The organism is Streptomyces sp. MS191, assembly GCF_008042125.1.
Lineage (GTDB): Bacteria > Actinomycetota > Actinomycetes > Streptomycetales > Streptomycetaceae > Streptomyces.
The window spans coordinates 300,024-313,335 of the sequence record NZ_RDBI01000066.1 but is presented as its reverse complement, the minus strand read 5'-3'; the positions used below and the strand labels follow the sequence as shown (position 1 = coordinate 313,335).

The 13,312-nt window shown below is 72.5% G+C and carries 13 protein-coding genes; 4 read left to right on the top strand and 9 right to left on the bottom strand.

All coding sequences use genetic code 11. The features are described 5' to 3' along the window. The first annotated feature begins 127 nt into the window (after positions 1-127). Both EAO71_RS30030 and msrA read left to right on the top strand, forming a co-directional pair. On the top strand, positions 128-1,234 hold the full coding sequence (locus EAO71_RS30030) for a hypothetical protein (protein WP_147980941.1): 1,107 nt from the start codon (positions 128-130) through the stop codon (positions 1,232-1,234). Between the two features lie 92 nt (positions 1,235-1,326). Further along, a complete protein-coding gene (gene msrA, locus EAO71_RS30025; RefSeq protein WP_147980940.1) occupies positions 1,327-1,995 on the top strand; it encodes a peptide-methionine (S)-S-oxide reductase MsrA in 669 nt (222 codons plus the stop codon). Between the two features lie 121 nt (positions 1,996-2,116). On the opposite strand, the gene EAO71_RS30020 is transcribed toward msrA, so the two are convergent. Continuing rightward, the gene (locus tag EAO71_RS30020; protein WP_147980939.1) at positions 2,117-2,467 is read right to left on the bottom strand and encodes a DUF1330 domain-containing protein; all 351 of its coding nucleotides are present in this window, start codon (positions 2,465-2,467) and stop codon (positions 2,117-2,119) included. 98 nt (positions 2,468-2,565) lie between these two features. After that, positions 2,566-3,609, bottom strand: coding sequence for an NAD(P)-dependent alcohol dehydrogenase (locus EAO71_RS30015; protein WP_147980938.1), 1,044 nt, complete (start codon positions 3,607-3,609; stop codon positions 2,566-2,568). A gap of 129 nt (positions 3,610-3,738) precedes the next feature. Between EAO71_RS30015 and EAO71_RS30010 the strand changes: the two genes are divergently transcribed. After that, positions 3,739-4,596, top strand: a complete 858-nt coding sequence (locus tag EAO71_RS30010; RefSeq protein WP_147980937.1) for a helix-turn-helix domain-containing protein — start codon at positions 3,739-3,741, stop codon at positions 4,594-4,596. A gap of 87 nt (positions 4,597-4,683) precedes the next feature. Here EAO71_RS30010 and EAO71_RS30005 read toward each other — a convergent pair whose 3' ends face one another. Continuing rightward, positions 4,684-5,949, bottom strand: coding sequence for a L,D-transpeptidase (locus EAO71_RS30005; protein WP_147980936.1), 1,266 nt, complete (start codon positions 5,947-5,949; stop codon positions 4,684-4,686). Between the two features lie 244 nt (positions 5,950-6,193). Continuing rightward, entirely contained in the window at positions 6,194-6,535 is a 342-nt protein-coding gene (locus tag EAO71_RS30000) for a hypothetical protein (protein ID WP_147980935.1), read from the bottom strand. Positions 6,536-6,643: 108 nt separating this feature from the next. On the opposite strand from EAO71_RS30000, the gene EAO71_RS29995 reads away from it, so the two are divergent. Next, positions 6,644-6,931 carry a hypothetical protein gene (locus tag EAO71_RS29995; RefSeq protein WP_147980934.1) on the top strand — a complete coding sequence of 96 codons (288 nt, stop codon included), beginning with the start codon at positions 6,644-6,646 and terminating at the stop codon, positions 6,929-6,931. A gap of 122 nt (positions 6,932-7,053) precedes the next feature. Here the strand turns inward: EAO71_RS29995 and hutH are convergent, their stop codons facing one another. The 5 genes from hutH to EAO71_RS29970 form a co-directional block, all read right to left on the bottom strand. After that, complete coding sequence (hutH, locus tag EAO71_RS29990; RefSeq protein WP_147981332.1) at positions 7,054-8,595, bottom strand: histidine ammonia-lyase; 1,542 nt, start codon at positions 8,593-8,595, stop codon at positions 7,054-7,056. Between the two features lie 120 nt (positions 8,596-8,715). Next, positions 8,716-9,831, bottom strand: coding sequence for a GGDEF domain-containing protein (locus tag EAO71_RS29985; protein WP_147980933.1), 1,116 nt, complete (start codon positions 9,829-9,831; stop codon positions 8,716-8,718). A 168-nt stretch (positions 9,832-9,999) separates the two neighbouring features. Then, positions 10,000-10,797 (bottom strand): enoyl-CoA hydratase/isomerase family protein, encoded by a 798-nt coding sequence (locus tag EAO71_RS29980; RefSeq protein ID WP_147980932.1) that lies wholly within the window; start codon positions 10,795-10,797, stop codon positions 10,000-10,002. Between the two features lie 214 nt (positions 10,798-11,011). Then, positions 11,012-12,151, bottom strand: a complete 1,140-nt coding sequence (locus EAO71_RS29975) for an adenylate/guanylate cyclase domain-containing protein (RefSeq protein WP_147980931.1) — start codon at positions 12,149-12,151, stop codon at positions 11,012-11,014. Positions 12,152-12,330: 179 nt separating this feature from the next. Beyond that, the gene (locus tag EAO71_RS29970) at positions 12,331-13,182 is read right to left on the bottom strand and encodes a biotin--[acetyl-CoA-carboxylase] ligase (protein WP_147980930.1); all 852 of its coding nucleotides are present in this window, start codon (positions 13,180-13,182) and stop codon (positions 12,331-12,333) included. Positions 13,183-13,312: the final 130 nt, after the last annotated feature.

The window sequence follows — 13,312 nt, the reverse complement described above, 5'->3', positions numbered from 1 at the left end:
CTGCGGGCGGTCCCGCGCCGCACGCGTCTCACCCGGTGTCTCACCCTCCGTACCGCGGGGCGCGTCCCGGACGGGGGCGGCCTCCCGGGGCGCGGGCTCCCGCGGGACGTACGGGACAATGGAACGCATGGAGATTCTCTGGTTCCTGCTCGCGATGGGCCTGCTGTTCGCGGTCGTCGCCCCGTACGTGAGGCGCCGCCGCAGCGCCGGCATCCGGCAGGTGGCCCCCGGCTCACCGGACGCAGCCGACCCGGCGGCGTACGGCTTCGTCCTCCAGGAGGAGCTGGACGTACGGATGCCCGGCCCGGACCACGACCTCCTCGACGTCCTCGACGTGGTGCAGGCGACCCGGGACTGGCGGGCGGCCTCGCAGCTCCTCGCCGGCACCGAGAAGGAGGGCGAGGTCCGCTGGCAGCGGATCCAGGCCTTCGCCGGCGCGGCCTCGCTGGAGCTCCAGCAGCAGCCCGGTGTCGGCGGCGCCTGGCTGCGGGCCTGGCGCGCCGAGGCGCCGAAGGACGCGGGCGGCGCGGCCGTGCACGCCGAGTTCCTGGTGCAGCAGGCGTGGCGCTCGTCCGCGACGGGCAGCGACGAGTTCCGGATCATCCTCGAGGAAGCGCGCAAGGTCTGCGAGGAGGCGGCGCTGCTSGCCCCCGGCGACCCGGTGCCGTACATCGTCGAGCTCGCCGTCGCGCGTGGTCTGGGCGACAGCCACGAGCAGTTCGACCGGATCTGGGCCAAGATCATCGACCGGGCTCCGCAGCACATGGGCGCGCACCTGGCGGCACTGCACTACTGGTGCGAGAAGTGGCACGGTTCGCGCGCCGACGCCGACCGCTTCGCCACCACCGCCGCCGCACGCGCGCCGCAGGGTTCGCTGCTCGCCGCGCTGCCGCTGTTCGCGGTGTACGAGCACCTGCCCGAGATCGCGCTGGTCCAGGACTTCTACCGGACCGCGGTGGTCTCCAAGGCGATGGACGGCGCCCTGTACGCGGTCCACTCGGCCCGCCCGGACGACCCGATGCTCGCACACGTCCGGCACCTGCTGGTCCTCTTCCTGATCCGCGGGGAGCGGTGGACGGAGGCGATGCGTCAGCTGGTGCACGTGGACGGCCACGTGGGCGCGCTGCCGTGGACGATGAGCGGGGACCCGGCGGCGGAGTACACGGTGTACCGGAACCTCGCGGTGGCGGGCTTCGAGGCCAACGGCGGCAGCCCGGCGACGCTCGCGCACTGACCGCGCACCGACCGCGCGCCCGGGGGCCGGGAGGGGAATCCCTCCCGGCCCCCGGGCGTTGTGGAGAGGGCCGACCGTCGAGGAGATGCTTCATGTTCCTGTCACGCACCCCCGTCCTTCCCACGCCCGAGCAGGCGCTGAAGGGCCGCCCGACGCCCGAGTTCGCCGTTCCGGAACGCCACACCGTCCTCGGCAACCCGCTGCTCGGCCCGTACCCGGAAGGGTTCGAGGTCGCGGACTTCGGGCTGGGCTGTTTCTGGGGCGCCGAGCGGAAGTTCTGGCAGACCGACGGCGTCTGGACGACCCTGGTCGGATACCAGGGCGGGCTGACGCCGAACCCGGTCTACGAGGAGGTCTGCTCGGGCCTCACCGGCCACACCGAGGCCGTCCGCGTCGTCTTCGACCCGGCCAAGGTGTCGTACGAGCGGCTGCTGAAGCTGTTCTGGGAGTCGCACGACCCGACCCAGGGCTTCCGCCAGGGCAACGACGTGGGCACCCAGTACCGCTCGGCGGTCTACACCCACTCCCCCGCCCAGGCCGAGGCGGCGGAGACCTCCCGGGCCACGTACCAGAAGGTCCTGACCGGCTCGGGCCACGGCACGATCACCACGGAGATCCTCCCGGTGGAGGGGCGCACCTTCTACCCGGCCGAGGGTTACCACCAGCAGTATTTGGACCGCAACCCGGCCGGCTACTGCGGCATCGGCGGTACGGGCGTCTCCTGCCCGATCGGCGTGGCCGAGGCGCCCGGGGTCGGGTGACCCGAGCGAGCGGGGCGCGCGGCGCCCCGGAAGGCCGGACCACCGGCAGCACGTCGTCGCACGAGGACCCGCCCGGCTCGGAAGCCGGGCGGGTCCTCGTCGTCGTCCGTCCCTCGGCCGGTCAGCGGTCCCGGGCCTCGCGCAGCCCGCGCGCGGTCGCGGCGGCCTCGTAGCCGGGGGCGACCCCGTCGATCAGGAGCACGTCGCCCGGGATGTGCCGGGTACGCAGCGGGATCAGTTCCCGGTAGGCCGGGGAGTCGTACCAGGCGCGCGCCCGGTCCATGGACGGGAAGCCGATGACGACGACGGCTCCGGGCCACCGACCCTCGCGCACCTCACGCTCGGGCGCACCGTGGACCAGGAAGCGCCCGTCGTAGGGGTCCAGGGTCTCCTGGATCCGCTCCATGTAGGTGAGGACCTCGTCGTCGAGGACGGGGCCGGGGTGCAGGTTGCCTATCGCGTATGCGGTCATGACCCCAGCGTGCCGGGGCACGGCGCGCGGGTCGATTACCCCGCGGGTCATGCCCCGGCGTCAGATTCGGTCGTCCGGCCGGACGACCGGTCCTCCCGTCAGATCGTCGACGCGTCGATGACGAAGCGGTAGCGGACGTCGCTGGCGAGCACCCGCTCGTACGCCTCGTTCACCTGGTCCGCGCGGATCAGCTCGATCTCGGCGCCCAGCCCGTGCTCGGCGCAGAAGTCGAGCATCTCCTGGGTCTCGGCGATACCGCCGATCATCGAACCGGCCAGCGTCTTGCGGCCTCCGATGAGGGAGAAGAGGTTGAGCGAGACGGGCTCCTCAGGGGCGCCGACGTTGACCAGCGCGCCGTCGGTCTTCACGAGGCTCAGGTAGGCGCCGAAGTCGAGCGGCGCCGAGACCGTCGAGACGATCAGGTCGAAGGTGCCGGCGAGCTCGGTGAAGGTGTCCGGGTCGCTGGTGGCGTGGTAGTGGTCGGCGCCCAGCTTGAGGCCGTCCTCCTGCTTCTTCAGGGACTGGCTGAGCACGGTCACCTCCGCGCCCAGGGCGTGGGCGATCTTGACGCCCATGTGTCCCAGGCCGCCGAGGCCGACGATCGCGACCTTCTTGCCCGGGCCCGCGTTCCAGTGCTTGAGCGGGGAGTACAGCGTGATGCCGGCGCAGAGCAGCGGGGCGGCCTCGTCGAGGGCGAGCCCCTCCGGGATCCGCAGGGTGAAGTGCTCGTCGACGACGATGTGGGTGGAGTAGCCGCCGTAGGTCGGCTCACCGTTCTTGTCGAGGGCGTTGTACGTGCCGGTGCCGCCCTTGAGGCAGAACTGCTCCTGGCCCCGCAGGCAGGACTCGCACTCCCGGCAGGAGTCGACGAAGCAGCCGACCCCGACGCGGTCGCCGACCTGGTGCCGGGTGACGCCCGGGCCGACCTCGGTGACGATTCCGGCGATCTCGTGACCGGGCACCATCGGGAAGATGCCCTCGCCCCAGCCGTCACGGGCCTGGTGGATGTCGGAGTGGCAGATGCCGGCGTACTTGATCTCGATGAGGACGTCGTGCTCGCCGACCGGGCGGCGCGGCACCGTGGTGCGCTCCAGCGGTGCGTGGGCGGCGGGTGCGGCGTAGGCGGAAACGTTCGTGGTCATGGCGTCCAGCCTGCCCGAAGTCCGCCGGGTCACCCAGGACCCTGTCCTGCCTATGTCCACCGTGCCTACCACTGGCAGGGACAGGAACATCCGTCCGCCCGGTCGTCCGGCCTGGGATAATCGGTCCGCATGGACCTCAGTGCCGAACTCAGCGAATTCCTGCGCTCGCGCCGGGCCCGGCTGAAGCCCGAGGACGTGGGCCTGCCCTCGTTCGGGCGTCACCGGCGGGTCCCCGGGCTGCGCCGCGAGGAGCTGGCGCAGCTGGCGGGGGTGTCCGTGGCCTACTACACCCGGCTCGAACAGGGCAACGGCCGCAACGTGTCCCTGGAGGTGCTGGACTCGATCGCGCGGGCGCTGCGGCTGACCGACACGGAGCGGGCGCATCTGACGCACCTGGCGAAGCCGACCACGAAGAAGAAGCAGCGGGCGTCGATCACGCGACCGCAGCAGGTGCGGCCGGGGCTGCTGCACCTGATCGACGCGATGGACACGGTGCCCGCGTTCGTACTGGGGCGGCGGGGCGACATCCTGGCGTGGAACCGGATGGCGCGGGCGCTGCTCGGGGACCTCGCGGCGATGGATCCGCAGGAGCGGAACATGGCGCGGATGGTGTTCCTCGACCCCAACGCACGCGATCTCTACGTCGACTGGGAGTGCAAGGCGACCGAGGTGGTGAGCGTGCTCCGGCTGTACGCGGGCTGCTACCCGGACGATCAGCAGCTGCTCGCCCTGGTCGGGGAGCTGTCGGTCCGGAGCGAGGAGTTCCGCTCGCTGTGGGCGGCGCACACGGTGACCGACAAGGGGCACGGGGCCAAGCGGCTGCGGCATCCGCTGGTGGGCGAGATGACGTTGGGCTACGAGACGATGAAGGTGTCCGGCGGGGATCCGGACCTGGTGCTCGTGACGTACCAGGCGGAGCCGGGAACGGCCTCGGCCGACGCGCTGCGGCTGCTCGCCAACTGGGGCGTGGAGGAAGTCGTACGGTGACGCACGACGGCGGCCCCCCTCGGACATCGAGGGGGGCCGCCGTCGTGTGCGGGTGGCGCGGCCGTCAGGAGCGGCGCCGCGGTCCGGTCAGACGGCCGAGCCGGCCTTCCAGGCCGACCAGCTCAGGTTCCAGCCGTTGAGGCCGTTGTCGGGCGCGATCGTCTTGTCCTTGGAGTTCTTGACGATGACGACGTCGCCGACGAGGGAGTGGTCGAAGAGCCAGGCGGCCATCTGGTTCGGGTCGCCGGCGCCCTTGACGTCGTTCAGGCCCACGCAGCCGTGGCTGGTGTTGACGTTGCCGAAGACCGAGTCGGAGCCCCAGTAGTTGCCGTGGATGAACGTGCCCGAGGTGGACAGCCGCATGGCGTGCGGGACGTCCTTGATGTCGTACTCGCCCTTGCCGTCGTCGTCCGTGAAGCCGACGGTGGCGCCGTTCATCCGGGTCTCCTTGAACTTCTCGGAGATCACCATCTGACCGTTGTAGGTCGGGTTGTCCGGGGAGCCAGCGGAGATCGGGATCGTCTTGATCGTCTTGCCGTCCTGCTTCACCGTCATCGTCTTGGTGGCGACGTCGACGGTGGAGACCTGGTTGCGGCCGATCTTGAAGGTGACGGTCTTCTGCTGGACGCCGAAGACGCCGTCGGCGCCCTCGACGCCGTCGAGCTCCAGCTTCAGCGTGACGGTCGAGCCCTCGGTCCAGTACGACTCGGGCCGGAAGTCCAGGCGCTGGGAGTTGAACCAGTGGCCGACGACCTCCTGGCCGCTGCTGGAGGTCACCTTGATGCCGCCCTGGACGGCCTGCTTCTTGGTGATCGCCTTGTTGAAGTTGATCGAGACCGGCATGCCCACGCCGACGGTCGAACCGTCCTCGGGGGTGAAGTTGCCGATGAAGCTGTTGGCCGCGGAGACGGTGGTGAAGGAGGAGTTCTCGTGCGCCTCCAGGCCGTCCGCGTCCTTGGCGGTCGCGGCGATCTTGTAGACCGTGGCGCGGTCGAGGCGCTCGGTGGGCGCCCAGCTGAGCTTGTCGGCCGAGAGCTCGCCCTGGACGCTCTTGCCGTCCTGGGTGGTCATGGTCACCTCGGTCAGGGTGCCGTCGGTGACGGTGACCTTGGTGTCCTTGTTGATCGACGCGTTGGTGGCGCCGTTCTTGGGCGAGATGGCTATCTGGGCCTTCGACGTCTTCTGCGCCGCGGCCTCGTCGACCTGAGCCTGTGACTGTGGCGTCTTGGCGCCGGCGCCGTCCTTGTCGCCCCCACCGCACGCCGAGAGCACCAACACGCCGCCGAGCACCGCGGCCGCGGCCGCCAGGCTCTTGCGGCGGCGCCTGCTGTCCGTCATCACACGCTTCTCCATCGTCGCCGGTTCCCCTGCCAACTTCTCAACAAGAACAACTCTGCCGGGTCCGCGGTTCCGGAACCGACCCCTTTGTGGTCAACACCACTGATCGACACGCACACGCGGAGCGTCCGGTTCCCGCTCCTGCCCCGCCCTGCGGCCGTCATTCCCCCCGTACGCCCCCGGGACACGGAAGAGCCCCGGGACGCGTCACCTGGGACGACGCGGGCCCGGGGCTCGGGGAGCGGCCTGCCGCCCCCTCCTACTCCGGTCCCTCGTCGTCGGTGTCCGCCTCATCTTCCTCGTCGAGGTCCCACTCCTGTGCATCGGGGTCGTAGTCGACCTCCTCGCTGCTCCAGGACGCCTGGACGAGCTCGATCCCCGGCACCTCCTTGACCAGGTCGAAGGGCTCGACGAGATAGGCCAGGGCCTCGGCGCTGTCCTCGTGGACCGCGGACCGGGCATGGACGCGCTCGTCCTCGGGCAGGAACTCGTCGGTGTCGATCCGGCCGACCGCGGCGCGGGTCAGCTCCTCGGGGTCGTCGATCTCCAGGACGACTTCCACCCGGAGCCGCACAAAGCGTGATGTCTCGGAAGTGCTCATACGACGGAGCGTAGGCTCCGCGGGGTCTCGGCTTTCCTGCGACCCGCTGTGTTCATTAGCATCGGCGCACACACCAATTCGCGGTTGCCGCAAGGGGGATCGAAATCTGTGTCCGTCGCACGCCGCCCGCTGCTGACCGCCACCGCCGCCGGGACGCTGCTGTGTGCCCTGTGGTTCGTGCCGTCCGCGAACGCCACCGATGAACAACGGCCGAACGGCCCGCGGACGTCCCTGACCCAGGAGGGCGGGACGGACGCCGGGACCGGCGGGGACCGCCTGGCGGACACCGGCGCCGGCCTGGACACCACGCCGTACCTGATCGGCGCCACGGGCTTCCTCGGGGTCGGCGCGGGGTTCGTGGCGCTGGCGATGAGACGCGGCGGCCGGGCCTCCTGACACGACGGGAGCGAACCGCGGTCACGCGCCGGACGGCTCTCCCACCACGCGGCGAAGGGCCGCCCCCGTGACGGAGGCGGCCCTTCGTGCCGTCCCGGGCGCGGACGGCCCGGGACGTCCGGTCAGGCGAGCGGGCCGGTGACCGGCTCGACGGCGGCGACGAGCGCGCCCTCGCGGACGAAGGCGTCGGCGGCCTCCAGGTCGGGGGCCAGGAAGCGGTCCGGGCCCGGGCCCTGGACGCCGGCCTCGCGCAGCGCGGTGATGGCGGCCTGCGAGGCGGGGGCCGGGGTCAGGCCGCGGCGGAGCTCGATGCCGCGGGTGGCGGCGTACAGCTCGACGGCGATGATCCGGTTGAGGTTGCCGATCGCGGTGCGCAGCTTGCGGGCGGCGGACCAGCCCATCGAGACGTGGTCCTCCTGCATCGCGGACGACGGGATCGAGTCGGCGGAGGCCGGGACGGCGAGCCGCTTCATCTCGCTGACCAGGGCGGCCTGGGTGTACTGGGCGATCATGAGGCCCGAGTCCACGCCGGCGTCGTCGGCGAGGAAGGGCGGCAGGCCGTGGGAGCGGTTCTTGTCGAGGAGCCGGTCGGTGCGGCGCTCGGCGATGGAGCCGAGGTCGGCGGCGGCGATCGCCAGGAAGTCCAGGACGTAGGCGACGGGCGCGCCGTGGAAGTTGCCGTTGGAGGCGACCCGGCCGTCGGGGAGCACCACCGGGTTGTCGACGGCTGCGGCCAGTTCGCGCTCGGCGACCAGGCGGGCGTGGGCCATGGTGTCGCGGCCGGCGCCGGCGACCTGGGGGGCGCAGCGGACGGAGTAGGCGTCCTGGACGCGGGGGGCCTCCTCCTCCTGGAAGTGGCCGGTGAGCCCGGAGTCCTTCAGGACGGCGAGCATGTTGGCGGCGGAGGCGCCCTGGCCCGGGTGGGGGCGGATGGCGTGCAGCTCCGGCTCCAGGACCTTCTCGGTGCCGAGGAGGGCTTCGAGGGAGAGCGCCGCGGTGATGTCGGCGGACTTGTACAGGTTGTCGAGGTCGGCGAGGGCCATGACCAGCATGCCGAGCATGCCGTCGGTGCCGTTGAGGAGGGCGAGGCCCTCCTTCTCGCGCAGCTCGACGGGCTCGATGCCGGCGGCGGCCAGCAGCTCGCCCGCGGGCCGGACGGTGCCGTCGGGGCCTTCCGCGTCGCCTTCGCCCATCAGCGCGAGCGCGCAGTGGGAGAGCGGCGCGAGGTCGCCGGAACAGCCGAGGGAGCCGTACTCGTGCACCACCGGGGTGATGCCGGCGTTGAGCAGGTCGGCCATGGTCTGGGCGACCTCGGGGCGGACGCCGGTGTGCCCGGAGGCGAGGGTCTTCAGCCGCAGGAACATCAGTGCGCGGACGACCTCGCGCTCGACGCGCGGGCCCATGCCGGCCGCGTGCGAGCGGACGATGTTGCGCTGGAGCTGGGCGCGCAGCTCGGGGCTGATGTGCCGGGTGGCGAGCGCGCCGAATCCGGTCGAGACCCCGTAGACGGGCTCGGGCTTGGCGGCGAGGGCGTCCACGACGGCCCGCGCGGCGGCGAGGGCCTGCACGGCCTCGGGCGACAGCTCGACGCGGGCGCCGTGCCGGGCGACGTCGACGACGTCCTGCGCGGTGGTGCCGGACGTCCCCAGAACGACGGTGTGCATATCCATATTCAGCAGCCTACGGACTGAATCTCAACGTGTCACTAGGGGACGGCCGGACGGGCTGTCAGGGCGACGGAGCGTCACGGCGGCGCAGGCCCGCCGCCGTGGGCCCGCCGGCCCTCAGCGGGGCGGCGCGTCGCGGAAGCGGCGGCGGTCCCGGGCGCCGGGGGGCGCGTCCGCGAGCGGGATGACCGTGCCGTCCCGGCCCGCCACCACGGGTTTCGCCGACCTCGCCGCCTTGGCCTGGTACTGCGCCGCGTCCGCCAGGCGGAAGAGCCGGCGCGCCGACTTCAGGGGCCCGATCGGGTCGCCGGTGGACGCGACCCCGCAGGCCACGCCCTCGCCGAGCTCCAGCTCCCCGGCCCGTACGCACAGCTCGTCGGCGACCGCCACCACCTCGTCGGCCGTCGGCCCGACCGAGAGCAGGCAGAACTCGTCTCCGCCGAGCCGCGCCGAGAGGGCTCCGGGGAGCATCGCGCCGCAGCGCGAGAGCACCGAGCCGAACCGTTCCAGCAGCCGGTCGCCGACGGCGTGACCGTGGGTGTCGTTCACCCGCTTCAGGCCGTTGAGGTCGCAGACCACCAGACTCACCACGGACCCGTCCACGCGGTAGCGCTCGATGGCCTCGTCGAGCCGGGTGTCGACCGCCCGCCGGTTGGCGAGGCCGGTCAGGGGATCGGTGAAGGCCAGCTTGCGCACCTCCTCCAGGCGCTCCGCCTGGGCGATACCGGCCGCCACGACGGCCGCGAGGACGGCCGCGAAGTCCGCGTCGTCACGGCTGAAGACCGGCGCCCCGGTCGGCCGGGCCACGTAGAGCTCCCCCCAGGCGCGCCCGTGGAGGACGATCGGCGCGACCACGCAGCAGCCGCGGCCCCGCCGGCGGAGGCCGGCGACCCGGCCGGTGGAGACGGGGTCGTCCGCGGTCTCCACCCAGGCGTCCGGCTCGCCGCCGCCGGCCCAGCGTTCGTGCAGGAACTCCGTGATCTCCGGGAACTGGTGCACGGGGTAGGTCTCGGCGTCGGGGAACTCCTCCTCCCCGGCGGCCCGCTCCCCCGCGTTCACCAGCACCCTGAGACGTCCGCGGTCACGTTCCCAGACGGACAGGGCGCCGAAGGCTCCGTCGAGAGCCCGGCAGGCGCCGAGCGCCGCCGCCCGCCAGAACTCGCGTGGCGTGTGGGCCGCCGCCATCGCCTGCGCCAGCGCCACCACGGCCCGAAGCCGCGCATCCTCTCCCATTCCTCCAGCTTAGGGAGGTTTGGTCCATTTTCACTGGTGAGGCATCACGGAAAGTGACATGACCGGACATATGGGCGAATTCTCTAGTCGCCCTCGGGGCGCCCGGCCCTTACGGGATCCCGGGCGCCGTCCGGTCACTCACCGGGCCGTTCGGGCTTCCGCGTCCGGTCACTCACCGGGCCATTCGGGCTTCCGCTTCTCGTTGAAGGCCGCCACGCCCTCCGCCCGGTCCCCGGAGAAGGCCACCGCACGCCAGGCCGCGTCCTCGACCTCCAGGCCCGCCCGCAGGTCCAGACCGTGGCCGAGGCGCATGGCCCGCTTGGCGGCGCGCAGGCCGACCGGCGAGTTCGCCGCGATGCGGCCGGCGAGCTCCAGTGCGGCCGTCCGGGCGTCCTCCTCCAGGAGGTCGACCAGCCCGAGGGCGTGCGCCTCGGCGGCCTCGACCCGACGGGCCGTGAAGACCAGCTCGGCCGCCCGGGCGGCGCCGACCCGGCGCGGCAGCAGCTGCGTGCCGCCGCCGCCCGGGATCACGCCGACGGAGACCTCGGGCAGACCGACCACGGCCGTGGCGTCGGCCACGATCACGTCGCAGGCGAGCGCCAGCTCGAAACCGCCGCCGAGCGCGAAGCCGTGCACCGCGGCGATCGTCGGCATCGGCAGCTCCAGGACGCCGGTGTAGCCGGCGCGCGAGGTGGGGCGCTGGCGGAGCATGTCGGCGTCCGTGAAGGAGTTGCGCTCCTTGAGGTCGGCGCCGACGCAGAACGCCCGGTCGTTGGACGAGGTCAGCACGGTCACCCGGACCGAGGCGTCCTCCACGAGCGCCGCGCAGGCGGCGGTGATGGAGCGGGCCATCTCCAGGGAGACCGCGTTCATCGCCTTGGGCCGGTCGAGGACGAACTCCGCGACGTGCCCCTGCCTGCGTACCGCCACGAACTCGCCAAAGCGCTGCTCGGCCTGCTCGGTCATGATCGCTCCCTCCCGGTTAACGAGTGTTCACCGGGGATCCTAAGGGCTCTCCCGTCATCCCCGGCGGGCTCAGGACGGGCGGCGACCGGGGCGGGAAGGGCTCAGGAAGGCCGAGGGCCCGGCCAGCGGGCCGTCGCACCCGCCGAGGACTGCCGTCGGTCGCGGCCCAGCACGGCCGCGGCTCAGCACGGGCGGCGGCCCAGCACGGTGGCCCTCAGGACGGGCGGCGGCTCAGCTGCCAGGGCTCCACGACCCCGAGACCACGCACCGGCCGCTGCCACATCGGCTGCAGCGCGAAGCGGTAGCCGGGCGGTTCCTCGCCCTCCTTCTCGGCCCGGGCGGCCTCCTCGGCGGCCCCGGTCTCGGAGACCGGGGCGTCCCCGGTCCGGGTGAGCTCCTCGGCGAGCGCGCCGTCGACCAGTACGGCGTCCTTGGGCGCTATCGACGTGAGCCGGCTCGCCAGGTTCACGGTCGTGCCGAAGACGTCGCCCATCCGCGTCGTCACGGTGCCGAAGGCGATGCCGACGCGCAGGGAGGGCATGGTCTCGTCGTGGCCGAGCGTCTCGATCAGCCGCAGGGCGATCTCGGCGGCGGTTCCGGCGTCGTCGGCGCAGTACAGCACCTCGTCACCGAGCGTCTTGATCAGGCGTCCGCCGTGCGCGGCGACCAGGTCGGCGCAGGTGGTCTCGAAGGCCTCGACGAGCTCGCCGAGCTCCTCCTCCTCCAGGCGCCGGGTCAGCCGGGTGAAGCCGACGAGGTCGGCGAAGCCCACGGCGAGCCGGCGGTCGACCATCTCCTCGTCGTCCGCCGCCTGCACGACCCGGCCGGTGGCGGCGGCGAGCTGCCGGCGCCAGACGTAGATGAGGAACTCCTCCAGCTCCGGCAGGAGCAGCTCGACCAGGGGGTACGTGACCTCGGTCCGGGTCATGCCGGGCTCGGGCGGCTCGGTCAGGCCCTCCAGGAACGAGTCGATCTGCCATTCGGCGAGCCGGGCGGTGGTCTGGCCGGTGGACCGGGCCACCTGCACGGCCATCGGCTCGCTCAGCAGCCCGGCCTCGACGAGACCGGCCAGCCGCCGCAGGGCGAGCACGTCGGCCTCGGTGAGGGCCTTGGCCTGCCCGATGTCGGCGAAGCCCATGGCCCGCCAGAAACGGGAGGCCAGCTCCATGGAGACGCCGGCCGTGCGGGCGGCCTGGAAGGGGGTGTAGCGCCGGTCGGCGCCGAGGATGAGCTGTTCGAGGCGGATCGCCAGGGGGTCGTCGCTCGGCTCGGCCGTGTGGTCGACGACATGGTGAGGAGTGGGGTACGTGGGTGGCTCGACCGTGCCGCCTGCGCCCGCGTCGTCGACGGTCACCGGCCGCCTCCTGCCCGTTCCCTGCCCACTGCCCTGCCGATCTGTCGCCTGGATCGCGCTCCACGATACGACAGGTGTGTGCTGGCTCACGCCCGAACCGTCCCCGGACGTCGCATCCTGGCGTCGGGGACACGTGTTCCACGGAAGCGGACACCCGTCCCCGACGTCCTGCCGGGAGGTTACGACTCCGCGCGGACGTGCACGATGTCGCCCGCGGAGACGGCTTCCGTGCCGCCGCCCTCCGTGGCCACCACCAGACGGCCGTCACCGTCCAGTGCCACCGCCTCCCCTTCCAGCATCCGCTCTCCGGGCAGCTCCGCGCGAACGCGGCGGCCCAGGGTCGCGCAGCCCTCGGTGTACGCGGCCTGCAGTCCGGAGGCCACCGGGTCGCCGCCGGCCCGGACCCACTGGCCGTACCACTGCTCCAGGGACCTGAGGACGGCCCTCAGCAGCGGGTCGCGGTCCGTGGAGACCGCGTCCGCCAGCAGCAGCGAGCCGGCCGTGGGGACCGGGAGTTCGGCCTCACCCAGGGTGACGTTGATGCCGAGGCCGACGACGATCCCGTCCTCGCCGGCCCGCTCCGCGAGGATCCCGCCGGCCTTGCGTTCCTCGCCGCCGACGGAAATCAGCAGGTCGTTCGGCCATTTGAGGGAGATGTCCACGCCGGCCGCCTTCGCGAGCCCGGTCGCCGCCGCCACGCCGGTGAGCAGCGGCAGCCAGCCCCAGCGGTGCACCGGGACCGCCGGCTTGAGCAGGACGGAGACGAAGATCCCGGACCGCGCGGGGGCGACCCAGCTGCGGTCGAGCCGGCCGCGCCCGGAGGACTGCTCCTCGGCGACGAGCACCGCGCCTTCGGGAAGGTCACCGGCGCGGGCCGCGAGGTCGGAATTGGTGGAGCCGGTCGTGGGGACCACGTCGAGCGAGGTCCACAGACCGTCGGGGGTCACGAGCGCGCGGCGCAGGGCGGCGGCGTTGAGCGGGGGCCTGTCCAGGTCGGACCAGGGCCCTCCTGAGCCATGAGAGGACGTCATGCAAGTCAGCCTAGGTGTGGCAAACACCGCAGTGCCGAACCGTATCGGCGTCGATACGCTACGGGTCAGTAGGCAGGCAGTAGCCCATTGGTAGTCAACGAACCCCCCGTGACCAGGCAGGGAGCCGCAT

Excerpts from the sequence above, each read along its gene's own strand:
- msrA (WP_147980940.1), top strand. The coding sequence starts at position 1,327 with ATGTTCCTGTCACGCACCCCCGTCCTTCCCACGCCCGAGCAGGCGCTG.
- EAO71_RS30020 (WP_147980939.1), bottom strand. The coding sequence starts at position 2,467 with ATGACCGCATACGCGATAGGCAACCTGCACCCCGGCCCCGTCCTCGAC.
- EAO71_RS30015 (WP_147980938.1), bottom strand. The coding sequence starts at position 3,609 with ATGACCACGAACGTTTCCGCCTACGCCGCACCCGCCGCCCACGCACCG.
- EAO71_RS30010 (WP_147980937.1), top strand. The coding sequence starts at position 3,739 with ATGGACCTCAGTGCCGAACTCAGCGAATTCCTGCGCTCGCGCCGGGCC.
- EAO71_RS30005 (WP_147980936.1), bottom strand. The coding sequence starts at position 5,949 with ATGGAGAAGCGTGTGATGACGGACAGCAGGCGCCGCCGCAAGAGCCTG.
- EAO71_RS30000 (WP_147980935.1), bottom strand. The coding sequence starts at position 6,535 with ATGAGCACTTCCGAGACATCACGCTTTGTGCGGCTCCGGGTGGAAGTC.
- hutH (WP_147981332.1), bottom strand. The coding sequence starts at position 8,595 with ATGCACACCGTCGTTCTGGGGACGTCCGGCACCACCGCGCAGGACGTC.
- EAO71_RS29985 (WP_147980933.1), bottom strand. The coding sequence starts at position 9,831 with ATGGGAGAGGATGCGCGGCTTCGGGCCGTGGTGGCGCTGGCGCAGGCG.
- EAO71_RS29980 (WP_147980932.1), bottom strand. The coding sequence starts at position 10,797 with ATGACCGAGCAGGCCGAGCAGCGCTTTGGCGAGTTCGTGGCGGTACGC.
- EAO71_RS29970 (WP_147980930.1), bottom strand. The coding sequence starts at position 13,182 with ATGACGTCCTCTCATGGCTCAGGAGGGCCCTGGTCCGACCTGGACAGG.